Origin of the sequence: Roseivivax isoporae LMG 25204, assembly GCF_000521865.1 — a bacterium.
GTDB classification, from domain to species: Bacteria; Pseudomonadota; Alphaproteobacteria; order Rhodobacterales; family Rhodobacteraceae; genus Roseivivax; species Roseivivax isoporae.
The window spans coordinates 165,441-186,343 of sequence record NZ_JAME01000002.1; the positions used below are offsets into that span (position 1 = coordinate 165,441).

The 20,903-nt window shown below is 69.8% G+C and carries 21 protein-coding genes; 17 read left to right on the plus strand and 4 right to left on the minus strand.

Annotated features, from left to right (window positions below):
* Positions 1 to 14: 14 nt before the first annotated feature.
* From RISW2_RS01930 to miaA, 3 genes are read right to left on the minus strand one after another with little or no spacing between them, the layout of a single operon-like run.
* Complete coding sequence (locus RISW2_RS01930; RefSeq protein ID WP_043765797.1) at positions 15 to 1,673, minus strand: ABC transporter substrate-binding protein; 1,659 nt, start codon at positions 1,671 to 1,673, stop codon at positions 15 to 17.
* Positions 1,670 to 2,548 carry a helix-turn-helix transcriptional regulator gene (locus RISW2_RS01935; protein WP_084615210.1) on the minus strand — a complete coding sequence of 293 codons (879 nt, stop codon included), beginning with the start codon at positions 2,546 to 2,548 and terminating at the stop codon, positions 1,670 to 1,672. The genes RISW2_RS01930 and RISW2_RS01935 overlap by 4 nt, the downstream gene beginning before the upstream one ends.
* A gap of 1 nt (position 2,549) precedes the next feature.
* Positions 2,550 to 3,437, minus strand: a complete 888-nt coding sequence (miaA, locus tag RISW2_RS01940; RefSeq protein ID WP_043765798.1) for a tRNA (adenosine(37)-N6)-dimethylallyltransferase MiaA — start codon at positions 3,435 to 3,437, stop codon at positions 2,550 to 2,552.
* Between the two features lie 276 nt (positions 3,438 to 3,713).
* Here miaA and frr point away from each other — a divergent pair, with 276 nt between their 5' ends.
* The 14 genes from frr to RISW2_RS24460 all read left to right on the plus strand — a co-directional run bounded on the left by frr (position 3,714) and on the right by RISW2_RS24460 (position 16,677).
* Complete coding sequence (gene frr, locus RISW2_RS01945; protein WP_043765801.1) at positions 3,714 to 4,274, plus strand: ribosome recycling factor; 561 nt, start codon at positions 3,714 to 3,716, stop codon at positions 4,272 to 4,274.
* A gap of 41 nt (positions 4,275 to 4,315) precedes the next feature.
* Entirely contained in the window at positions 4,316 to 5,041 is a 726-nt protein-coding gene (gene uppS, locus RISW2_RS01950) for a polyprenyl diphosphate synthase (protein WP_043765804.1), read from the plus strand.
* Positions 5,038 to 5,847, plus strand: a complete 810-nt coding sequence (locus RISW2_RS01955; protein ID WP_043765807.1) for a phosphatidate cytidylyltransferase — start codon at positions 5,038 to 5,040, stop codon at positions 5,845 to 5,847. The genes uppS and RISW2_RS01955 overlap by 4 nt, the downstream gene beginning before the upstream one ends.
* Positions 5,844 to 7,019: a 1-deoxy-D-xylulose-5-phosphate reductoisomerase gene (gene dxr / locus RISW2_RS01960; RefSeq protein ID WP_043765809.1), complete on the plus strand. Its 1,176-nt coding sequence runs from the start codon at positions 5,844 to 5,846 to the stop codon at positions 7,017 to 7,019. Before RISW2_RS01955 ends, dxr begins: the two co-directional genes overlap by 4 nt.
* Positions 7,020 to 7,031: 12 nt before the next feature.
* Positions 7,032 to 8,375 (plus strand): RIP metalloprotease RseP, encoded by a 1,344-nt coding sequence (gene rseP, locus RISW2_RS01965; protein WP_043765812.1) that lies wholly within the window; start codon positions 7,032 to 7,034, stop codon positions 8,373 to 8,375.
* A gap of 99 nt (positions 8,376 to 8,474) precedes the next feature.
* Positions 8,475 to 8,600: a hypothetical protein gene (locus tag RISW2_RS25785; RefSeq protein ID WP_280113146.1), complete on the plus strand. Its 126-nt coding sequence runs from the start codon at positions 8,475 to 8,477 to the stop codon at positions 8,598 to 8,600.
* A 139-nt stretch (positions 8,601 to 8,739) separates the two neighbouring features.
* Positions 8,740 to 11,097 (plus strand): outer membrane protein assembly factor BamA, encoded by a 2,358-nt coding sequence (gene bamA, locus RISW2_RS01970; protein ID WP_043765986.1) that lies wholly within the window; start codon positions 8,740 to 8,742, stop codon positions 11,095 to 11,097.
* Positions 11,097 to 11,666 (plus strand): OmpH/Skp family outer membrane protein, encoded by a 570-nt coding sequence (locus tag RISW2_RS01975; protein WP_043765815.1) that lies wholly within the window; start codon positions 11,097 to 11,099, stop codon positions 11,664 to 11,666. The genes bamA and RISW2_RS01975 overlap by 1 nt, the downstream gene beginning before the upstream one ends.
* Positions 11,667 to 11,758: 92 nt before the next feature.
* Positions 11,759 to 12,220 carry a 3-hydroxyacyl-ACP dehydratase FabZ gene (gene fabZ / locus RISW2_RS01980; RefSeq protein ID WP_043765817.1) on the plus strand — a complete coding sequence of 154 codons (462 nt, stop codon included), beginning with the start codon at positions 11,759 to 11,761 and terminating at the stop codon, positions 12,218 to 12,220.
* Positions 12,217 to 13,005, plus strand: coding sequence for an acyl-ACP--UDP-N-acetylglucosamine O-acyltransferase (gene lpxA / locus RISW2_RS01985; protein WP_043765820.1), 789 nt, complete (start codon positions 12,217 to 12,219; stop codon positions 13,003 to 13,005). The genes fabZ and lpxA overlap by 4 nt, the downstream gene beginning before the upstream one ends.
* Before the next feature lie 5 nt (positions 13,006 to 13,010).
* On the plus strand, positions 13,011 to 13,802 hold the full coding sequence (locus RISW2_RS01990) for an LpxI family protein (RefSeq protein WP_043765822.1): 792 nt from the start codon (positions 13,011 to 13,013) through the stop codon (positions 13,800 to 13,802).
* Positions 13,802 to 14,983 (plus strand): lipid-A-disaccharide synthase, encoded by a 1,182-nt coding sequence (gene lpxB / locus RISW2_RS01995; protein ID WP_043765824.1) that lies wholly within the window; start codon positions 13,802 to 13,804, stop codon positions 14,981 to 14,983. Before RISW2_RS01990 ends, lpxB begins: the two co-directional genes overlap by 1 nt.
* 89 nt (positions 14,984 to 15,072) lie before the next feature.
* A complete protein-coding gene (locus RISW2_RS02000) occupies positions 15,073 to 16,065 on the plus strand; it encodes an IS1595 family transposase (RefSeq protein WP_162164306.1) in 993 nt (330 codons plus the stop codon).
* A gap of 87 nt (positions 16,066 to 16,152) precedes the next feature.
* On the plus strand, positions 16,153 to 16,677 hold the full coding sequence (locus tag RISW2_RS24460) for a hypothetical protein (protein ID WP_156943759.1): 525 nt from the start codon (positions 16,153 to 16,155) through the stop codon (positions 16,675 to 16,677).
* Positions 16,678 to 16,797: 120 nt separating this feature from the next.
* Here RISW2_RS24460 and RISW2_RS02005 read toward each other — a convergent pair whose 3' ends face one another.
* A complete protein-coding gene (locus tag RISW2_RS02005) occupies positions 16,798 to 17,496 on the minus strand; it encodes an invasion associated locus B family protein (protein WP_043765828.1) in 699 nt (232 codons plus the stop codon).
* 409 nt (positions 17,497 to 17,905) lie between these two features.
* On the opposite strand from RISW2_RS02005, the gene RISW2_RS02010 reads away from it, so the two are divergent.
* From RISW2_RS02010 to RISW2_RS02020, 3 genes are all read left to right on the plus strand, one after another.
* Complete coding sequence (locus tag RISW2_RS02010; protein ID WP_043765832.1) at positions 17,906 to 19,444, plus strand: helicase HerA-like domain-containing protein; 1,539 nt, start codon at positions 17,906 to 17,908, stop codon at positions 19,442 to 19,444.
* A 249-nt stretch (positions 19,445 to 19,693) separates the two neighbouring features.
* Positions 19,694 to 20,185: a GNAT family N-acetyltransferase gene (locus RISW2_RS02015; RefSeq protein ID WP_043765833.1), complete on the plus strand. Its 492-nt coding sequence runs from the start codon at positions 19,694 to 19,696 to the stop codon at positions 20,183 to 20,185.
* Positions 20,186 to 20,216: 31 nt separating this feature from the next.
* On the plus strand, positions 20,217 to 20,900 hold the full coding sequence (locus RISW2_RS02020; RefSeq protein WP_043765836.1) for a molecular chaperone DjiA: 684 nt from the start codon (positions 20,217 to 20,219) through the stop codon (positions 20,898 to 20,900).
* Positions 20,901 to 20,903 lie beyond the last annotated feature (3 nt).

Consider the following 20,903-nt stretch of genomic DNA (forward strand, 5'->3'; position numbering starts at 1 on the left):
GGGCGGACTGCCGCTCAGGCGGCGAAGCCCAGCGCGTAGAGGTGGATCTCGAAGGAGGGATGCATCTCCGCGCCGACGACCTCGGGCCGGAAATGGCGGTAGAGCGAACGCCAGTAGGGCTGCACGATCACCGCGTCCTCGCGCAGGAGGCCCTGCAGCCTCGCCATGATCCGCGACCGCTCGGCCGGGTCCGACAGCGTCAGCGCCTCGGCGAGCGCCGCGTCGAAGGCGGGGTTGGCATAGCCCGTCTCGTTCCAGACGGCGCCGGTGCGGTAGGCGAGCGCCATGGTCTGCACCCCGAGCGGCCGATGATTCCACTCGGTCACCGACAGCGGGTAGCTCATCCATTCCGACCAGAACCGGAAGCCGGGCAGGATGGTCTGCCGCGCACGGATGCCGGCATCGAGCAGCAGCGCCTCGAACGCCTCGCCGGTGCGGCGGGCCACGCCGTCGTCCAGCGTGACGATCTCGTGGGTGAAGTCGGAATACCCCGCCTCCTCGATCAGGGCGGCGGCGCGATCGGGATCGAAGGGCGCGGGCCCGAGGTCGGCATGGTCGGGCTGGATCGGCGCCACGTGGTCGTTCGCGGCGAGCGTGCCGCGCCCGCCATAGCCGAGCTCGAGGCAGATCGCGTTGTCGGTGGCGAGCACCAGTGCCTGGCGCACGCGCTGATCCGCGTAGGGCCGCCGGCCGTCCACCTCGGCCTCCTGGTTGCCGCGCAGGACGACGGTCGCCGAGGTCTGCACCTCCGACTTCTCCCAGCCGAGCGCGTCGGCGGCGTCGATGAACCGGCCCACGTTCTCGTAGAGCATGTCGACGCGGCCCGTCTCGATCGCCGCGACCCAGCTCGCGGGGTCGGTGCCGATGTCCACGAACTCGATCCGGTCGAGCGTCACCGGACCCCAGCCGGGCAGGTCGGCCCCCCACCAGGCATGCGCGTCGTTGCGCACGAGGACGGCGCCGCTGCCGGGCGTCACGCTTTCGGGCAGGAAGGGCCCGGTGCCGACGGGCGCCTCGAGCATCGTCGCCGGATCGAAGCCCGGCGGCACCACGGCGGCGGGATAATCCGAGAGCGCGACGACGAGCGTCGCGTCGGGTCGCAGCAGGCGGAGCCGCACCCTGCCGTCCTCGACGCTGACCGCGCCCGCGCGCAGGCGCCGCGTGTCCGGATCGACGAGGCTCGACAGGCTTTCGGCCATGACGTTGCCTTCGACCTCGGCGTCGCACCAGTAGTCGAACATGCGCGCGACATCCTCGGCGGTGAAGGGCGTGCCGTCGTTCCAGGTCACGCCCGCGCGCGGCACGAGGAGGTATTCGCTCGCGTCCTCGTTGACCTCCCAGCTGTCGAGCAGCATGCCGCGCAGGCTGCCGTCGCGGCGGTATTCCACCAGATATTCGAGCCAGCCGCGCGTGACGTTCGCGATCTCGGACCAGTCGAAGGTGCGCGGGTCCTTGAGCGCGCGCACCTCCTGCTGGATGCGGAGCGTGCCGCCCGGGCGGCGTTCGCGCTGCGCTGCGGCCGCCGCTGGCAGAGGCAGGCCGCCGAGCGCCGCCGCGGCGGTTGCGGAAAGCCCGAGCGCCGTCGCCTCGGTCAGGAACTCGCGCCGCGACAGATGTCCGCGGTCCAGCGCGCGGGCGAGCGTGCGGGCATGGGGATGGGGCGTGCGGCTCATCCGCGGCGCAGGGCCGAGGGGGCGCCGGGGCGCGGTTTCGTGCCCTCGGCGCGGAGCGCGGTCGGGGTCATGCCGGTGTGGGAGTGCACGAAGCGCGTGAAATAGGCCGGGCTCGAAAAGCCGAGCGCCGCGGCGATCTCGTTCACCGCCGGTTCGGGGCGGGCCAGCATCTCGCGCGCGGCGTGCACCACGCGTTCGGTCAGCATGTCGGCCGCCGTCCGCCCGCAGGCGGCGCGCGCGACGCGCGTCAGGTGCGTCGGCGTCACGTCGAGCCGTTCGGCATAGTCGGCCATGACCATGGGGCTGCGGAAATGCTCCGTCACGAGGCGCGCGTAGCGGCGGATCAGCCGGGGCGCCGCCGTCTCGCGCGGGGCATCGACGGCGCCGTGGTCGCGCTGCCGCGCGAGCCAGACCGACACGAGCGCCAGATGCGCGCCGAGCGCTTCCTGCACCAGCGGGCGGTCGCGCTGCAACTCGCGCTGCATCGCCTCGATCTCGGCGGTGAGCTCGGCCTGGGCGAGCGAATCGCGCGGCCGCAGGTGCACCGGCGTCCGCGGCAGCGAGGGCACGAGCCCCGGCGGGCTCTGGATGACCTGCGCGTAGCTCTGGGGTCCGAGCTCCACCGCCATCAGCGTGCCCGCCGGAAGGAAGATCGCGTTGTGGGTGCCGAGCCCCCGGCGCACGCCGTCGATGATGATGCGGCCCTGGCCGCGGGTGACCCAGAGCAGGAGGTCGTCGGGCCGGTCGTGCAGCAGCGTCATGCGCCAGGGCGCGCCCGCGACCACCTGCGCGAAGGGGGTGCAGCGGATCGCGGCGATCTGCGGCGCCGGTTCGTGGATGCGCGAGGGTTTGCGCAGGAAGGCCGGTCCGGTCATGTCACACGCCCTCTGCCGCGGGGTGAAGGTGCCGCCAAGCCCCCATGCGCGCGCGGAACCAGGTGCGCTGGCGCTTGGCGAACTGGCGCGTCTGGATCACGGCGCGCTCGATCGCCGTGTCGCGGTCGAGGCGGCCCTCCACGTGCGCGACGAGCTCTGTCGCGCCGATCGCCTTCGACGACGGTCGCGCAGGGTCGAAGCCCGGAGCATTGGCGCGCGCCTCGTCGAGCGCGCCCTCGTCCAGCATGGCGCGGAAGCGTCGCGCGATCCGCGGCCCGAGCCAGTCCTTCGGCGCGTCGATCACCAGCGGCTGCGCGGCGGCGAGCGGAAGGAGCGGCGGTGCGGGGTCGTCCTGCCACGCCGCGATGCCGCGTCCGGTAAGCTGCAGCACCTCCCACGCGCGCTGGACGCGGACGGGGTTCGCGAGGTCGATCCGCGCGCGGCTCTCGGGGTCGAGCTCGGCCACCATCGGCGCGAGCCCGGCCTCCTCGAGGCGCGCGCCCGAATGCGCGCGCAGCTCTGGCGGGGTCTCGGGAATGTCGGCCAGCCCCTCGGTCAGCGCGGTGAAGTAGAGCCCGGTGCCGCCGACGATGATCGGCCGGTCGGGCCCGTCGAGGATGCGACCCAGATCGCGCAGCCAGCGGCCGACCGAATAGGGTTCGTCCCCGGGCAGGAAGCCGTAGAGCGCGTGCGGCGCGCGTGCCTCGTCGTCGGGCGAGGGGCGTGCGGTCAGAACGCGCCAGTCGCCGTGCACCTGGATCGCGTCGGCGTTCACCACGACGCCGCCCTGCGCCTCGGCGAGGGCGAGGGCGAGCCCCGACTTGCCGCTGGCGGTCGGACCCGCGATCAGCACGGGGCAGTCCGGTGAGAGGCGGTCGAGATCGATCATCCGGCGATCCTTTCGGCACGGGCCGAGGCCGCGCGCTGCGGCATCGCTGCATCCGGTCGCGGCAAAGCCCCGCCGGCGCCATTGTCCTGCCGGCGTTTTTCCGACATCAACGCGGAGGATTCTAGACCCGCCGCGGGGACATGCGCAACACGTCGCCGGTCCGGGCGGCGGCATGGGCATCGCGGTCGCGCACGTTCCGCGGGCAGTGCATCTATACAAGGGACGCCGCTTGCCGATAATGTGCGCGCGGGCAGGCGAGAAGGACAGAACGGAACCATGGCTGACGATTTCGAACTCGATGTGGACGACCTCAGGCGCCGGATGGAAGGTGCGATGAGCAACCTGCGCACGGAATTCGCCTCCCTCCGCACCGGGCGCGCATCGGCCTCGATGCTGGAACCGGTACAGGTCGAGGCTTACGGGCAGATGACGCCGATCAACCAGGTGGGCACGGTCAACGTTCCCGAGCCGCGGATGGTCACCATCAACGTCTGGGACAAGGGCCTCGTCGGCAAGGTCGAGAAGGCGATCCGCGATTCCGGCCTCGGCATCAACCCGCAGCTCAACGGCACCATCATCATGCTGCCGATCCCCGAGCTGAACGAGGAGCGCCGCCGCGAGCTGGGCAAGGTCGCCGGCCAGTACGCCGAGGGTGCGCGGGTGTCGATTCGCAACGTGCGCCGCGACGGCATGGAGCAGATCAAGAAGAACAAGGACAGCATGTCGGAAGACGACGCGAAGTTCTGGGAATCCGAGGTCCAGGACCTGACGGACCAGTTCATCGCGAAGGTCGACAAGGCGCTCGAGACCAAGCAAGAAGAGATCATGCAGGTCTGATCCTGCGACCGACCGGGCGGGGGCTCGAAGGAGGGTAGGCGATGGCCAAACCGATCCGCGGCAGCGCAGGCCCGCGCCATGTCGCTATCATCATGGACGGCAACGGGCGGTGGGCGACGCAGCGCGGCAAGCCGCGGCTCTTCGGCCACCAGGCCGGCGCGCGCCGCGTGCGCGAGATCGTGGAAGCCTGCCCCGAATGCGGGGTGTCCTACCTCACGATCTTCGCGTTCTCGACCGAGAACTGGAAGCGGACACAGACCGAGGTGGCGGGGCTCATGAGCCTCTTCCGCCGCTACATCCAGAAGGAGGCGCGCGCCCTCCGCGAGAACGACGTCCGCGTGCGCTTCATCGGCGATCGCGTGAAGCTCGACGTCAAGCTGCGCATGCTGATGGACGAACTCGAGGCGGCCACCGCGCATTGTTCGGGCGTGAACCTGACCGTGGCGCTGAACTACGGCGGCCGCGACGAGGTGGCCCGTGCCACCCGCAGGCTGGCCGAGGACGTGGCCGCAGGCAGGCTCGATCCCTCCGGCGTGAACGAGGAGACGCTGCCGCGCTACCTCGACACCTGCCTTCTGCCCGATCCCGACCTCGTGATCCGCACCAGCGGCGAGGCGCGGATCTCGAACTTCCTCCTCTGGCAGTCGGCCTACGCGGAATACGAGTTCGTCGACACGCTCTGGCCCGACTTCACCGCCGCGGAATTCATGCGGCTGACCGAAAGCTTCGGCGGACGCGAACGGCGGTTCGGTGCCGTGCCGGCATGAGCCAGCGCCTGCGTTCCAAATGGGATGACCTGGGCGAGCGGCTTCTGTCCGGTGCGGTGCTCGTCGGGCTGGGCAGCGTCTGCGTCTGGATCGGCGGCACCGTCTTCCACCTGCTGGTGGCCGCGGTCTGCGGGATGATGGTCTGGGAACTGGTGTCGATGCTCGACACGCGGCGCGAACGCTCGCCGCTGATCCTGGGGGTCGCGGCGGCGGCGGCGATGCTCGTCGCCTCCGAGGTCCCGGCCTCGTTCGCGCTGCCGCTCGTGCTGGCGCCCTCGATGCTGGGGCTCGGGCAGATGGAACGCGGCGGCGTCACCTACGCGAGCTTTGCCGCGCTGATCCTGCTCGCGGGCTACGGCATGATCGTCCTGCGCGACGTCTACGGGGCGCAGTGGCTCCTGTGGCTCATCCTCGTGGTGGTGACCACCGACGTCGCCGGCTACTTCGCCGGACGGTCGATCGGCGGCAAGCTGCTCTGGCCGCGGGTCAGTCCCAAGAAGACTTGGGCGGGCGCCATCGCCGGCTGGGTCGCCGCGGGCGGCGTGGGCGTGGCCTATGCCATGCTGACGCCGGCGCATGCGGGGCTCATGGGCCTCAGCATCGCGGCCTCCATGGCCAGCCAGATCGGCGACATCGCCGAGAGCGCCGTCAAGCGGCGCGCGGGCGTCAAGGACAGCTCGAACCTGATCCCGGGCCATGGCGGCCTCTTCGACCGGTTCGACGGCATGCTCGGCGCCTCGGTCTTCATCCTGATCGCGGGCCAGATCACCGGCTTTCCCCCAGGCATAGGGCCCGCCCTGCCGTGACGCAGCCGCGCCGGATCTCGATCCTCGGCGCCACCGGGTCGATCGGTCAGAACACCATCGACCTCGTGGCGCGCGATCCCGACGCCTATGATGTCGTGGCGCTGACCGGCGGGCGCAACATCGCGCGGCTCGCGGCGGACGCGCTTGCCCTGCATGCCGAGGTGGCGGTGACCTGCCACGAGGACGCGCTGCCCGAGCTGCGCGCGGCGCTCGCGGGATCGTCGGTCGAGGCGGCGGCGGGCGACGCCGCCCTGGTCGAGGCCGCGCGCCGTCCGGCGGACTGGGTCATGTCGGCGATCGTGGGCTATGCCGGCCTCGCGCCGGGGCTCGCGGCGCTCGAGGGCGGCGCGACGCTCGCGCTTGCGAACAAGGAAAGCATGGTCTGCGCCGGTGCGCTGATGCTCGAGACCGCGCGCCGCAGCGGCGGGCGCATCCTTCCCGTGGACAGCGAACATTCGGCGGTGTTCCAGGCGCTGATCGGCGAGGACATCTCGGCGGTCGAGCGCGTGGTCATCACCGCCTCGGGCGGCGCCTTCCGCGACTGGCCGATCGAGAGGCTGGCGGGTGCCACGCCGGAACAGGCATCGACGCATCCCAACTGGGCGATGGGGCAGCGGATCACCATCGACAGCGCGTCGATGTTCAACAAGGCGCTGGAACTCATTGAAACACGGGAATTCTTCGGCCTCGACCCCGACCGGATCGAAACCGTCGTGCACCCCGAATCGCTGATCCACGCGCTCGTGGGCTTCACCGACGGTGCGTTCATGGCCCATGTGGGGCCACCCGACATGCGCCATGCGATCGGCTTCGCGCTGCACCATCCGCAGCGCCGGGCGCTGCCGGTCGCGCGGCTGGACCTCGCCGCCATCGGCACGCTGACCTTCCGCCCCGCGGACGAGACGCGCTGGCCCGCGCTCCGGCTCGCCCGGGAGGTGATGCACCGGCGCGGGCTTTCCGGCGCGGTGTTCAATGCCGCGAAGGAGGCCGCGCTCGACGCCTTCATCGAACGGCAGATCGGTTTCCAGCAGATGTCGCAGGTGGTCGAACACGTGCTCGACCGGGTTTCCGCACAGGCGGGACTTGATGATGCCGTGATCGATCTTGATAAGGTGCGCGCAGCGGACCATCTGGCACGGCAACTCGCCGCCGAATTCATCTCGCAGCAATAGGGGCACGGAGCTTTGGACATCGTGACGCTTGTGCCGCAGTTCGGCGGATTGCTCTGGACGCTCCTGGCTTTCGTTGTCGCGCTGTCGATCATCGTCGCGATCCACGAATACGGCCACTACATCGTCGGCCGCTGGTCCGGGATCGACGCGGAGGTGTTCAGCCTCGGCTTCGGGCCGGTGCTGTTCTCGCGCACCGACCGGCGCGGCACGCAATGGCAGTTCGCGCTCCTGCCGCTCGGCGGCTACGTGAAGTTCCGCGGCGACGCGAACCCCTCGGGCGGCACCGACGCCGAGGCCATGACCGGCCTGACCGAGGCGGAGCGGCGGCGCACCATGACCGGGGCGCCGCTCTGGGCGCGGGCGGCGACCGTTGCCGCGGGCCCGATCTTCAACTTCATCCTGTCCATACTGATCTTCGCGGGCGTGTTCCTCGCGCGGGGCACGGTGTCCGAGCCGCTGACCGTGGGCGAGATCTACCCGCTGCCGGTGCAGAACGAACTGCGCGTGGGCGACGAGATCCTCGGGATCGAGGGGCAGCCGCTGCCGCCCTATGACGATCCCGTGGCGTTCGAGGAATACCTCGACGCGCTGCCGGTCGCGCCGCAACTCGACTATACCGTGCGCCGAGACGGATCCGAGACGGTGGTGCCGGGGCCCTACGTGCACCCGCCGCTCGCCACGCAGGTGCTGCCGCTCTCGGCCGCGTCCGAGGCCGGGCTCGAGGAGGGCGACGTGATCCTCGCCATCGACGGCACCCCGATCACCGGATTCGAGGACCTGCGGGACATCGTCGAGGGGTCCGAGGGCGCGCCGCTGGCGCTGTCGGTCTGGCGCGGCGGCGAGGAGGTCGCGCTGACGCTCGAGCCGCGCCGCGTCGACGAGCCCCAGCCGGGCGGCGCGTTCCGCACCGTCTACCGCATCGGCGTGGCGGGCGGGCTGTTCTTCGCTCCCGCGACCGAGACACCGGGCGTCGGGCAGGCGGTGGGCTCTGCCGTGGGACAGGTGGGCGAGATCATCCGCGGGTCGATCTCTGGCCTCTGGCACATGGTCACCGGTGCCATCTCGACCTGCAACCTCTCGGGTCCGATCGGAATCGCCGAGACCTCGGGCGCGATGGCGAGCGAGGGCACGCAGAGCTTCATCTGGTTCATCGCGGTCCTGTCGACCGCGGTGGGGCTCCTGAACCTCTTTCCGGTGCCGGTGCTCGACGGCGGACACCTGTGTTTCCACGCCTACGAGGCCGTATCGGGGCGACCGCCCTCGGACAAGGCGCTGCGCGTCCTGATGTCCATCGGGCTGACGCTGGTGCTGGGTCTCATGGTGTTCGCGCTGACGAACGACATCTTCTGCCCCTGACACGTCCCGGCCCGGCGCCACGCCGGGCCTCCGTCGCGCCAAATTGATGCCTCAATCGGACGATACCCGGCCTCGGTCGATCTCGACCGGAGCGAGGGAATGCAGACGATCCGAAGCGGTGCACGCGGCCTGTGGCTGATCTGGAACCTGAACTGGGACCGGCTTCTCTATGCCGTGACGATCCTCGTCTCGCTCTGGATCGGGGCCTTCATCGGCACGCTCTGACCGGCATGCGGCACGCCCCGGCGTGGCCTCCGCGCCGCGCCCGGCGAAAGGCGCGCCGGACCTCTTTCCAAGCTTTTGACAAGTCTCCACCGGACCGATACTCACGTCCCAACGAGGGATAGATGACGGGGTGGGCGGCATGACCGAGACCAACAGGACGGGTCGCCGGAACGCGAAGGGATTGCGGCCGCTGCTGGCTTCGGGGGCCGCGGTCCTCGCGCTGGCGATGTCGGCGGGCGTCGCCACGGTTCCGACGCCGGTGGTCGCACAGAGCTACACGTTCACGAATGTCGCGATCGAGGGGAACCGGCGCATCGAGGCCGGAACGATCCTCAGCTATGCGGGCATCGCCCGCGGCCAGACGGTCAGCGGCGCGGACCTCAACGACGCCTTCCAGCGGATCCAGGGTTCCGGCCTCTTCGAATCCGTCGAGATCGTGCCGCAGGGCTCGACGCTCGTCATCCGCGTCGTGGAATATCCCACGATCAACACCATCGCCATCGAGGGCAACCGCCGCATCGATGACGAGGACCTGTTGCCCATCATCGACAGCCAGTCGCGCCGCGTCTTCAGCCCGACGCAGGCCGAGGCCGATGCCGACGCCATCACCGACGCCTACCTGCAGCAGGGCCGGATCGCCGCCCGCGTGCAGCCACGGGTGATCCGCCGCACGGAGAACCGCGTCGACCTCGTCTTCGAGGTCTTCGAGGGCGGCGTGACCGAAATCGAGCGCATCGGCTTCGTCGGCAACGACGCCTATTCCGACCGCCGCCTGCGCCGCGTGGTGCAGACCAAGCAGGCGGGCCTGCTGCGCGCGCTGATCGGGTCCGACACGTTCATCGAGGACCGCATCCAGTTCGACCGCCAGCTGCTGCAGGACTTCTACTCGTCGCGCGGCTACGTCGATTTCCGCATCACCGGCGTGAACGCCGAGCTCGCGAACGAGCGCGACGCCTACTTCCTGACCTTCAACGTCGAGGAAGGCCAGCAATTCGCCTTCGGCACCGTGTCCGTGTCCTCGGACCTGCCGGAGGTCGACACCGACACCTTCCGTGGAGCGGTGCAGGCGCGGGGCGGCGAGACCTATTCGCCGCTGCGGGTCGAGCGCGACATCGCGCGGCTCGAGCGGCTGGCGATCCGCGAGGGCCTCGACTTCGTGCGGGTCGAGCCGCGGGTGACGCGCAACGACCGCGCGCTGACGCTCGACGTCGATTACGTGCTGACGCGCGGCCCGCGCATCTTCGTCGAACGCATCGACATCGAGGGCAACACCACCACGCTCGACCGGGTGATCCGGCGCCAGTTCAACACGGTCGAGGGCGATCCGTTCAACCCGCGCGAGATCCGCGAGGCGGCCGAACGCATCCGCGCGCTCGGCTTCTTCTCCGACGCAGAGGTCGAGGCGCGCGAGGGCTCCTCGCCGCAGGAGGTCATCGTCGACGTGAACGTCGAGGAGCAGCCCACGGGCTCGATCAGCTTCGGCGGCTCCTACTCGACCTCGTCGGGCTTCGGCATCGCCGCGGGCTTCAGCGAGACGAACTTCCTCGGCCGCGGCCAGCGGCTGTCGTTCAACATCGCCACGGGTGTCGACAACCAGCGTTACAGCTTCTCCTTCACCGAGCCGGCGCTGCTCGGGCGGGACCTCTCCTTCGGCCTCGGACTGAGCTATGCCGAGACGAACCAGGACAACAGCGAGTACAACACTGCGACCGGCACGTTCGAGCCGTCGCTGACCTTCCCGATCTCCGAGAGCACCCGGCTGCAGGTGCGCTACACGCTGCAATACACCGACCTGTCGATCCCCGACGAGAGCGAGGTGGGCGGCATCGTGCGCGCCGAGGCCGAGCGCGGCGAGCTCTACGAAAGCTCGGTGGGCTACACGCTCAGCTACGATTCTCGGCGCAACGGGCTCGACCCGAACTCGGGCGTCCTGCTCGAATTCGGCCAGGATTTCGGCGGCCTCGGCGGCGACACCACCTTCATCAAGACCTCGGCGCGCGCGGTCGCGCAGAAGCTCGTGATGAACGAGGAGGTCACGCTGCGCGCCACGGTCGAGGCGGGCGCGCTCAACTACGACGGCGACGGCAGCCGCGTGACCGACCGCTACTTCCTCGGCTCCTCGCGCATGCGCGGCTTCGCCCCGGGCGGCATCGGTCCGCGCGAGGTGGGCGGGCCCGACGACGTCGATGACGCGCTCGGCGGCAACTACTACGCCGTGGCGCGCTTCGAGGCGGAATTCCCGCTGGGCCTGCCGGACGAATACGGCATCTCCGGCGGCGTCTTCTACGACGTGGGCAACCTCTGGGGCCTCGACAACACCGACAGCGCCACCGGCGACGTGCTCTACGAGGATGGATCGTTCCGGCACGTGGTCGGCGTGTCGCTGTTCTGGGATACCCCGCTCGGGCCGCTGCGCTTCAACTTCTCCGAAGCAGTGCGCAAGGAATCCGAGGACGAGGAGCAGAACTTCGAGCTGACGATCTCGACGCAGTTCTGATGCGGCGGCTCCGCGCGATCGCCCTCGCGCTGGCATTCGCCGGCGCGCCCTTCGCGGCCGGTGCCCAGGAAGGCGCGCAGGCGCCCGTGGTGCGCAGCGCCATCCTCACGGTCGAGACCGAGAGGCTCTTTGCCGAAAGTGCTTTCGGCATGCGGGTCGAGCGCGAGATCGAGGAGGCTGGACAGGCGCTCGCCTCCGAGAACCGCGAGATCGAGGCGGAGCTTACCGCCGAGGAGCAGCGGCTGACCGAGCAGCGCGCGAGCATGGACCCGGCCGCGTTCCGCGCGGCCGCCGACGCCTTCGACGTGCGCGTGCAGGAGCTGCGTCAGCAGCAGGACGCCAAGGCGCGCGCCCTGTCGCAGCGTACCGAGCAGGCGCGCCGGCGGTTCCTTTCGGCGGTGCAGCCGGTCCTCGCGGACATCATGCGCGAGGCGGGCGCGGCGGTCATCCTCGAGCGGCGGGCGGTTCTGGTCAGTCTCGACGCGACCGACATCACCGGACTTGCCATCGAGCGGATCGACGCGGCCATCGGTGACGGCAGCGACCTTGAGCCCCTCGACGACGAGTGACGGCGCGCGGGCGCTGAGCGTCCTCCGCGCGCTTGCCCCCCGGGGCGGGCGTTGCTAGGGCTTCGTCCACCAGACAGGCCGAAGGACAGCCCATGACCGACACCCCCACGCGCGCAGACATCCAGCTGATCCAGCGGATCCTTCCGCATCGCTACCCGTTCCTGCTGGTGGACCGGGTCGAGGACATCGAGGGCACGTCGCGCGCCGTGGGGATCAAGAACGTCACCATGAACGAGCCGCATTTCCAGGGCCATTTCCCGGGAACGCCGATCATGCCGGGCGTCACCATCGTGGAGGCGATGGCGCAGACCGCGGCGGTGATGGTGGGCACCACCATGGGTCTCGCGGACCGCGAGATGCTGATCTATTTCATGGGCATCGACAACTGCAAGTTCCGCCGCAAGGTCGTGCCGGGCGACGTGCTGCGCATGACGCTGGAGACGGTGCGCGGCAAGCCCGGCGGCAAGGTCTGGAAGTTCCGCGGCGTGGCCGAGGTCGACGGCGAGATGGCCTGCGAGGCCGAGTTCACCGCGATGATGGACCTGCCGGCGTGACCGACGCGATCGTGCATCCCTCCGCCGTGGTCGAGGACGGCGCGACGCTCGGTGCGGGCGTGCGCATCGGTCCGTTCTGCCACGTGGGTCCCGACGTGGTGCTCGGCGACCGCGTCGAGCTGAAGAGCCACGTGGTCGTCACCGGCGACACGCAGGTCGGCGAGGACACGATCATCTTCTCCTTCGCGGTGATCGGGGAGATCCCGCAGGACCTGAAGTTCCGGGGCGAGAAGACCCGGCTCGAGATCGGCGCGCGCAACCGGATCCGCGAACATGTCACGATGAACTCCGGCACCGAGGGCGGCGGCGGCGTCACCCGCGTGGGCGATGACGGGCTCTTCATGGCGGGCTGCCACGTGGCGCACGACGTGCAGGTGGGCAACCGCTGCATCCTCGTCAACAATTCCGCGCTGGCCGGGCATTGCGTGCTCGAGGACGAGGTGATCGTCGGCGGGCTTTCGGGCGTGCACCAATGGGTCCGGATCGGCCGCGGCGCCATCATCGGCGCGGTGACCATGGTGACGAACGACGTCATCCCGTACGGCCTGGTGCAGGCGCCCCGCGGCAAGCTCGACGGGCTGAACCTCGTCGGGCTGAAGCGCCGGGGCGTCGCGCGGTCGGACATCACCGCGCTGCGCGCGGCGTTCCAGATGCTGGCGCAGGGCGAGGGCGCCTTTGCCGACCGCGCCCGGCGGCTCGGCGACGAGACACAGTCGGATTACGTGCGCGAGATCGTTGCCTTCATCCTCGCCGACACCGACCGCCATTTCCTGACCCCGGGCTGAACCCCATGGGCCTCGCGCTCATCACAGGGCGGGGAGCGCTGCCGCGCGCGGTGGCCGAGGCGCAGACGGTGCCGCCGCTCGTCTGCGCGCTGTCCGGACACGCGCCCGAGGGGCTCGTGCCCGACATCGTCTTCCGGCTCGAGCGGCTGGGCGGGCTCATGGCGCGGCTGCGCCGGCGCGGGGTCGACCGCATCTGCCTCTGCGGCGGCATCGACCGGCCGCGGCTTTCACCCTTCGCCTTCGACCTCGCCACGCTGCGGCTCCTGCCGACGATCCGCCGCGCGCTGCGGCGGGGCGACGACGGCGCGCTGCGGCTGACCGTCGCGCTGTTCGAGACGGCGGGGTTCACGGTGGTGGGCGCGCACGAGGCCGCGCCGGGCCTGCTGCCGCCGGCGGGCGTGCCGACCGCGGCGGAGCCGGACGGGGCAACCCGCGCGGATGTACGCGCCGGCGACGCGATCCTTGCCGAGATGGGGCGCGCCGATCTCGGCCAAGCCTGCATCCTGCGGGACGGGCAGGCCCTCGCGCGCGAACGGGACAGCGGCACCGACGCGATGATCGCGGGCCTCGGCACCGCGGGCAGGGGCGCGATCCTCTTCAAGGCGCCGAAGCCCGGCCAGGACCGGCGCGTGGACCTGCCGACCATCGGTCCCGCGACCGCCGCGGCGGCGGTCGCGGCGGGCCTCCGCGGCATCGTGATCGAGGCCGGCGGCGTCATCGTGCTCGACCGCGACGAGGTCGTGCGCCGGCTCGACGCGGCGGGGCTGTTCCTCTGGCTCAGGGAAAGGCAGGGCTGATGCGGGTCTTCATCACGGCGGGCGAACCCTCCGGCGACCGGCTGGGCGCCGCGCTGATGGCCGGTCTCAACGACCTGACCGGCGGCGAGGTCAGCTTTACCGGTATCGGCGGCCCGCTGATGGAGGCGCAGGGCCTCGCCTCGATCTTTCCCATGGACGAGATCTCGATCATGGGCATCGGCGAGATCCTGGCGCAGTACCGCAGCCTGAAGCGCCGCATCCGCGAGACCGCCGAGGCGGCGATCGCCGAGGCCCCCGACGTGCTGATCAGCGTGGACCTGCCCGAGTTCTCGCTGCGCGTGGCCAAGATCGTCAAGGCGCGGTCGGACATCCGAACCGTGCACTACGTCGCGCCGACCGTGTGGGCGTGGCGGCCCGGACGTGCGCGGCGCATGGCGCGCCACATCGACCAGGTGCTGGCGCTCCTGCCGTTCGAGCCGCCCTACATGGAAGCGCACGGCATGCGCTGCGACTTCGTCGGTCACCCGGTCGTGACCGAGCCGCGGGCGAGCGACGCCGATGCTGCCGCCTTCCGCGCCGGACACGGGATCGACGACGCGCCCCTCGCGCTGATCCTGCCGGGCTCGCGCCGCTCCGAGGTCGCGCGCCTCGGTCCCGTCTTCGGCGAGGTGGTGACGCGGCTCGTGGCCGACCGCCCGGACCTGCGCTTCGTGGTGCCGGCGGCGCCCGCGGTCTCGGAGGCGGTGCACGCCATGGCGTCCGGCTGGCCCGGCGCGCCGGTGGTGCTCGACCCGCGCGGCCGCGACGCCGCCGTCGCCCTCGACGACAAGCGCGCGGCCTTCGCCGCCGCCGACGTGGCGCTCGCGGCCTCGGGCACCGTCTCGCTGGAACTTGCCGCCGCGGCGACACCCATGGTCATCGCCTACGACATGGCATGGCTCTCGCGGCAGATCATCGGGCGGATGCTCCTGACCGACACCGTGACGCTCGTGAACCTCGTCTCGGACACCCGCGTCGTGCCCGAGTTCATCGGCAGCGACTGCCGCCCCGAGCCCATCGCGCGCGCCGTCCTGTCGGTCCTCGACGCACCCGAGGCGCAGCGGGACGCGATGGCGCTGACGATGGCGCGCCTCGGCCTCGACGGCCCACCGCCCGGCGAGCGCGCCGCGCGCGCGGTGCTCGAGGGGATCGGCCGCCCGGCGCCGGAGCCGCGGGCATAAAAAAAGGGGGTGTCCGCAAACCGTGTTGGCGCGCTTCGTGATTGCTTGGAATGGCTTATATCTCTCCGCTTTGCCCGCGGAGGATGCCCTTGCTACACCATGATTTTCGCCGATTTCTCGACGCCCTCGACCGCCTGAACCCGGCCCAGATCGAGGATGCTCAAACGAAGATCCGGGATCTCCGGCGCAAGACGGAAGCGATCTCGGAGATCGAAGCACGGACAAACCAAGAACACAAGTGTCCATTCTGCGCCGACGAGCGGCGCCAGAAATGGGGCCGCACACGAACCAAGATCCAGCGCTACCGATGCTCCGGCTGCAAGAAGACCTATTCCGGCCGCACTGGCAGCGCACTTGGCCGCATTCATCGCCCGGACCTGTTCATGGTCGCGCTGCGGGATATGCTGGGCACCTCTGCGCCCAAGTCGGTGCGCAAGCTCGCCAAGCAACTCGACGTCAACAAATATACGGTCTGGCGCTGGCGGATGCTCGTATTCTCGATCATCCGGAACAGCAACGTGGCGGCGAGTTTCTCGGGAATCATCGAGGCGGACGAGACCTACCAGCGAGAGTCGCGCAAGGGTTCTCGCGAATGGGTCCGTCACTTTGCAGATCCCAAGAATGTCGCGGCGCCGCCCCGTCCCAGGTGGGAGGATTACACGACAAAAGGGCTGAAGATGATGCGGGGACTCTCCAGATGGCAGCTCCCCATTCTCACGGTCGCAGACCGTGGAGGCGCGCGCCTCTTCCGACGCCTTCCGAACCGCAAGGGCATAACGCTCGAGCGTGCAATGAAGCCGCTGGTGCCCGTCGATGCCGTGCTCTGTTCGGATGGCGCCAATGGCTACATGAATCTGGCGACCGCAGTCGGCCTGGAGCATTTCGTTGTCGGCAGCAAGCCAGGCAAGCGCGTGACCGCAGGATGCTATCACATCCAGAACGTGAACTCGCTCCATGCCCGCTACAAGAGGTTCATCAAGCCATTCTGCGGACCGGCCACGAAGAACCTTGCCGGCTACATCCGCTGGCTGGAGGTGCGGCTGGCGGGCACGCGCGCAGCGGATGTCATAAGGTCTTCATAGCCAATCGCTGTGACGAGCTCCGAGCACCATTGCGAACGCTTGGAGCCGCAGATAGCAAGATACGAAGCAACGGTCGGAATAGTGCAGATGCGAAAGCTCATTCTCGTCCTGATTGGGATCGCCGCGACTGGCTGCAACCTGGAGACCCATCGCGCCCAGGTTGAGGTCGAAGATGGTGCCTCTGTTGCGCTCGTAATCAGCCCCATGTTCAGCTTGCAAAGCGATTGGCATCGGAAGCTATCGATTGAGACACCGGCGGGCGCGCTGGTGAGTGATCTTTTCGAAGATACCGGCTGGTGGAGAGGGAGTAATCTGTATCGCCATTCGTCAGGTGCTTATGTTCTGCACGAGGGGCAAGCTGGGTGTGTTCTCTTCCGCGTCTCCCCTCCTGAGCTGATTAGCGACCCAGCCATTTCGTGCAATAAGACCGAGCGGACTTCCGACGGTGACATGGTTCAGACGCGAACTTCACCGGAGGAGCTTCCGCCATCGAAATTCTATAAAGACTTCGAATATATCGGTCGCTTCGAGGAAACCTCGCGAAGACAAGAGCCGATCATCTTCATCGGTGCCGATGAGAAGACTGAAGCAGAACTGCCCGAAATACTATAGATGCGCGCTTCGCTCCATCTAACTGACCAACACGGTTTGCGGACACCCCCTAAAAAAAGGCCGGGCATGCGGCCCGGCCTGACGGAGTCCGGGGCGATGAGGCCCCGGATCGTGCTGCGATCACTGCGTCTGGATCGGCTCCAGCGCGTCGAAGCCCGCGGTGAAGCCCGACAGCGACATCTCGGTCACGACCTGCTGGTCCGGCGCGAGGGCGGGAACGATCGACACGCGTGCGACGGCGCCGCGGCGGAACTGGTTCACGTCCTCCTGCGTGAAGCCGATCCGCGCAATGCAGCCGATCTGCGTGCAGAAGGCGAAGTCGTAGCGCTTGGCCTGGCCGTTGTCGACGGCGATGGTCAGCTTCTGGGTCAGCAGGGTCTCGAGCGGCACGATCATGTTCGCGCCGGCGACGACCTGGCCGCCACCCTCGACCTTGAAGATGCGGGCCTCGGCGACGGGGTTGCCCTCGGCCGCCTCGAGCAGCTGGAACAGCTGGCACGGCCCCTCGGAGCCGTCGGGCAGCCGCACGCATTCCACCTGCCACTCGCCCTCTTCGGACTTGATGAAGGTCCGGTCCTGATCGGGCTGGGCGTTCACCGCCTCGCCGGTGTCGAGCGCGTTCTGCACGCCCTCGTCCGCGTCGCCGGTCTGCGCCTCGGGAGCGGCGGTCTCGCCGGCGGGGGCCTCCGTGCCCTGGTCCTGCGCGGCCCCGGCGGGCGCTTCGGCCTCGGGAGTGGTGCCGGTCGTCGCGTCCTGGGCAAAGGCGGGCGCCGCGGACATCGCCGCGATCAGGGCAAGGTGGGTCAGTCGCATGGTCATATGGCTCCTCCGAGCGGTCGTCGTCGTGTGGTCGCGCCCGCGATAGCATGCGGACCGGCAAGTGTCAGGGGGCAAAGCGGCAGCCCGGGGCGAGGGCCTGCGGCGGCTCCGCGCCGACCATAGAAAAAGGGGCCGCACCGGGCCCCTTTTTCCCTTGTATCTCCCCGTCGGACCGGCCGACTTTGTCATTGGCGTGACGCTACGACGCGGCCATGCCATCGGTCAACAGGCAAAAACGTGCCGGTTTCGGCATGTGAGGCCCGCGGAAAAAAGCCGCGCCCGGGGGCGCGGCCAGTCAGACAGGGAGGAGACCCGGGGAAGAAGAGGAAGACACCCGGGCCGCCCTCGGTATGACGCAGAAAGGTTAACCAGTGGTGGCCGGACCGGTCGCCGAAGCGAGGAACGGACGATGCAAGAAGGTGTCTTCGTGGGGGGCGCGGGCGAGGGCTACGCCGAGAAGCAGTTCCTGCCGCTGGGCTATGCCAACCGGCACGGGCTGATCGCCGGTGCGACCGGCACCGGCAAGACGGTCACGCTGCAAATCCTTGCGGAGGGCTTTTCCGCCGCGGGCGTGCCGGTCGTCCTGTCCGACGTCAAGGGCGACCTGTCGGGCCTCGCGGCGCCGGGATCGGTGGACCACAAGCTCCATGGCGCCTTCGCCGAACGCGCGCGGCGGATCGGGTTCGACGACTACGCCTATGCCGGCTTCCCGGTGACGTTCTGGGATCTCTTCGGCGTGCAGGGCCATCCGGTGCGCACGACGGTGGCCGAGATGGGCCCTCTCCTGCTGTCGCGGCTCCTCGACCTGACCGAGGCGCAGGAGGGCGTGCTGAACGTGGCCTTCCGCGTGGCCGACGAGGAGGGGCTGCCGCTTCTCGACCTGAAGGATCTGCAGGCGCTGCTCGTCTGGGTCGGCGAGACCCGCGAGGCGCTGTCGCTGCGCTATGGAAATGTGGCGGTGCAGACCGTGGGTGCGATCCTGCGGCGGCTCCTCGTCCTCGAGACCGAGGGGGCCGCGGATTTCTTCGGCGAGCCGGCGCTCGAACTCGGCGACCTGATGCGGACGGCGCCGGACGGGCGCGGGCAGGTCAACGTGATCGCCGCCGACCGGCTGATGGCGGCGCCGCGGCTCTACGCGACCTTCCTGCTGTGGCTCCTGTCCGAGCTTTTCGAGGAGCTGCCCGAGGTGGGCGACCCCGAGAAGCCGCGGCTCGTCTTCTTCTTCGACGAGGCGCACCTGCTCTTCGACGACGCGCCGCGTGCGCTGATCGACAAGGTGGAACAGGTTGCTCGGCTGATCCGGTCCAAGGGCGTCGGCGTCTACTTCGTCACGCAGAACCCCGACGACGTGCCGCAGGACATCCTGGCCCAGCTCGGCAACCGGGTGCAGCACGCGTTGCGCGCCTTCACCGCGCGCGACCAGAAGGCGCTGAGGATGGCGGCCGAGACCTATCGCACCAACCCCGCCTTCGACACCGAGGCGGCGATCCGCGAGGTCGGGACGGGCGAGGCGGTGACCTCGTTCCTCGAGCGCAAGGGGGCCCCCGGCATGGTGCAGCGCACGCTGGTACGGCCGCCGTCCTCGCGCCTTGGCCCGCTGCCGCCGGAGGAGCGCGCGCGCCTTCTCGCGGCCTCGGAACTCGCGGCGAAATATGCCGCCGCGCTGGACCGCGTGTCGGCCCACGAGATCCTCGCCGAACGGGCCGCCGCCGCCGCGCGCGCCGCCGAGGCCGCGGCGCCGGAGGAGGACCCCGCGCCCGAAGGCCGGCGCGCGGGCGGGGGGCGGCGCTATTCCGGCCCGCGGTCGGGCGGGGGAGCATCGCCGGCCCCGCGCGAGGACGGGGGCCTCGGGGCCGCGCTCGCGCAGGCACTGGTCAAGGAACTGAGCGGCACGACAGGCCGGCGGATCGTGCGCGGCGTCCTCGGCGGACTTTTCCGAGGACGCTGACATCTCATGAAAGTTGCATTTGAATTGTTCTAAGGTCGATACATCTGGGCCTGCGTAACGCAATCTCCCGGCGTCGGGACCGGGAGACGAAGACAATAGGGACGGTCCGGCCGAATGCCCGACGGCGCCGGACCGGAAAAGTTCAGGGTCACCGCATTTGAAACGATCGATCTGCAGGATTCCGGGTCCGCGCCCGGCCCATCGTGCGTCCCCGGATCATCCGGGCCGCGCCATCCGGGGAGCGGCGCCATGAGCGTGCGCGACGCGCGGGTGGACGACGCCGCCGAGATCGTGGCGCTCGTCAATCCGGTCATCGCGCTCACCACCGTCACCTTCACCTCGTCGCTGCGGGACGAGAACAGCATGCGCGCCACCATCGCCGCGCGGCCCGGCGCCTTTCTCGTGGCCGAATACGAGGGGCGCGTCGCTGGCTTTGCCACCTATTTCCAGTTCCGCGTCGGCAACGGATACGCCTCGACGATGGAGCACACGATCAACGTGGGGCCGGGCGCCCGGCGCATGGGGTTCGGCCGGCTCCTGATGGCGGAACTCGAGGGGCGCGCGCGGCAGAACGGCGTCGGCAGCCTGATCGCGGCGATCAGCGGCGAGAATCCCGAGGCCATGCGCTTTCACGCCGCGATCGGCTTCGTCGAGGCCGGCCGCCTGCAGGCCGCGGGGCGCAAGTTCGACCGCTGGATCGATCTGGTGCTGATGCAGAAAATGCTCGTGACCTGTGCCTGACAAGCCGAGGGCCGTGCCCTACACTTCCCCCATGTCCCTCTGGTCGCGCATAACCGAGGCGCTTGCCGCCCTCGCAAACGGCGAATCGCTCGCCACGGTGTTCGACCGGCTGCGCACGCCGCCCGAACGCTCGGTCGCCTTCGCCATCGCGGTGATCGCGCTGTCGGCCAAGATGGCCAAGGCGGACGGCCTCGTGACCCGCGACGAGGTCACCGCGTTCCGCGAGGTGTTCCACATCGCGCCCGGCGACGAACCGGGCGCCGCGCGCGTCTTCAACCTCGCCCGGCAGGACGTGGCGGGCTACGAGGACTATGCCGCGCGCATCAAGCGCATGTTCGGCGACGAGACCGCGACCCTCTGCGACCTGCTCGAGGGGCTTTTCCACATCGCGCTTGCGGACGGGGACTATCACCCTGCCGAGGACGCGTTCCTGTCGCGGGTGGCCGAGATTTTCGGTATCGAGGAGACGCGGTTCCGCGCGCTGCGCTCGCGCTACGTGCCCGATGCCGATCCCGATCCCTACGCCATCCTCGGCGTGGACCCGGGCATGACCCTGCCCGAGATCCGCAAAGTCTGGCGCGGCCTGGTGCGCGAGAGCCATCCCGACCGGATGGTGGCGCGCGGCCTGCCGCAGGAGGCGGTCAAGATGTCCGAGAAGCGGCTCGTCGCCATCAACCGCGCCTGGGAGGAGATCTCGGGCCGCCACGCGGCCTGACGC

Excerpts from the sequence above, each read along its gene's own strand:
- RISW2_RS01930 (WP_043765797.1), bottom strand. The coding sequence starts at position 1,673 with ATGAGCCGCACGCCCCATCCCCATGCCCGCACGCTCGCCCGCGCGCTG.
- frr (WP_043765801.1), top strand. The coding sequence starts at position 3,714 with ATGGCTGACGATTTCGAACTCGATGTGGACGACCTCAGGCGCCGGATG.
- RISW2_RS01990 (WP_043765822.1), top strand. The coding sequence starts at position 13,011 with ATGGGCCTCGCGCTCATCACAGGGCGGGGAGCGCTGCCGCGCGCGGTG.
- miaA (WP_043765798.1), bottom strand. The coding sequence starts at position 3,437 with ATGATCGATCTCGACCGCCTCTCACCGGACTGCCCCGTGCTGATCGCG.
- RISW2_RS02015 (WP_043765833.1), top strand. The coding sequence starts at position 19,694 with ATGAGCGTGCGCGACGCGCGGGTGGACGACGCCGCCGAGATCGTGGCG.
- uppS (WP_043765804.1), top strand. The coding sequence starts at position 4,316 with ATGGCCAAACCGATCCGCGGCAGCGCAGGCCCGCGCCATGTCGCTATC.
- bamA (WP_043765986.1), top strand. The coding sequence starts at position 8,740 with ATGACCGAGACCAACAGGACGGGTCGCCGGAACGCGAAGGGATTGCGG.
- RISW2_RS02010 (WP_043765832.1), top strand. The coding sequence starts at position 17,906 with ATGCAAGAAGGTGTCTTCGTGGGGGGCGCGGGCGAGGGCTACGCCGAG.
- lpxB (WP_043765824.1), top strand. The coding sequence starts at position 13,802 with ATGCGGGTCTTCATCACGGCGGGCGAACCCTCCGGCGACCGGCTGGGC.
- fabZ (WP_043765817.1), top strand. The coding sequence starts at position 11,759 with ATGACCGACACCCCCACGCGCGCAGACATCCAGCTGATCCAGCGGATC.
- RISW2_RS01935 (WP_084615210.1), bottom strand. The coding sequence starts at position 2,548 with ATGACCGGACCGGCCTTCCTGCGCAAACCCTCGCGCATCCACGAACCG.
- RISW2_RS01975 (WP_043765815.1), top strand. The coding sequence starts at position 11,097 with ATGCGGCGGCTCCGCGCGATCGCCCTCGCGCTGGCATTCGCCGGCGCG.
- RISW2_RS24460 (WP_156943759.1), top strand. The coding sequence starts at position 16,153 with ATGCGAAAGCTCATTCTCGTCCTGATTGGGATCGCCGCGACTGGCTGC.
- RISW2_RS01955 (WP_043765807.1), top strand. The coding sequence starts at position 5,038 with ATGAGCCAGCGCCTGCGTTCCAAATGGGATGACCTGGGCGAGCGGCTT.
- RISW2_RS25785 (WP_280113146.1), top strand. The coding sequence starts at position 8,475 with ATGCAGACGATCCGAAGCGGTGCACGCGGCCTGTGGCTGATCTGGAAC.
- RISW2_RS02020 (WP_043765836.1), top strand. The coding sequence starts at position 20,217 with ATGTCCCTCTGGTCGCGCATAACCGAGGCGCTTGCCGCCCTCGCAAAC.
- RISW2_RS02005 (WP_043765828.1), bottom strand. The coding sequence starts at position 17,496 with ATGACCATGCGACTGACCCACCTTGCCCTGATCGCGGCGATGTCCGCG.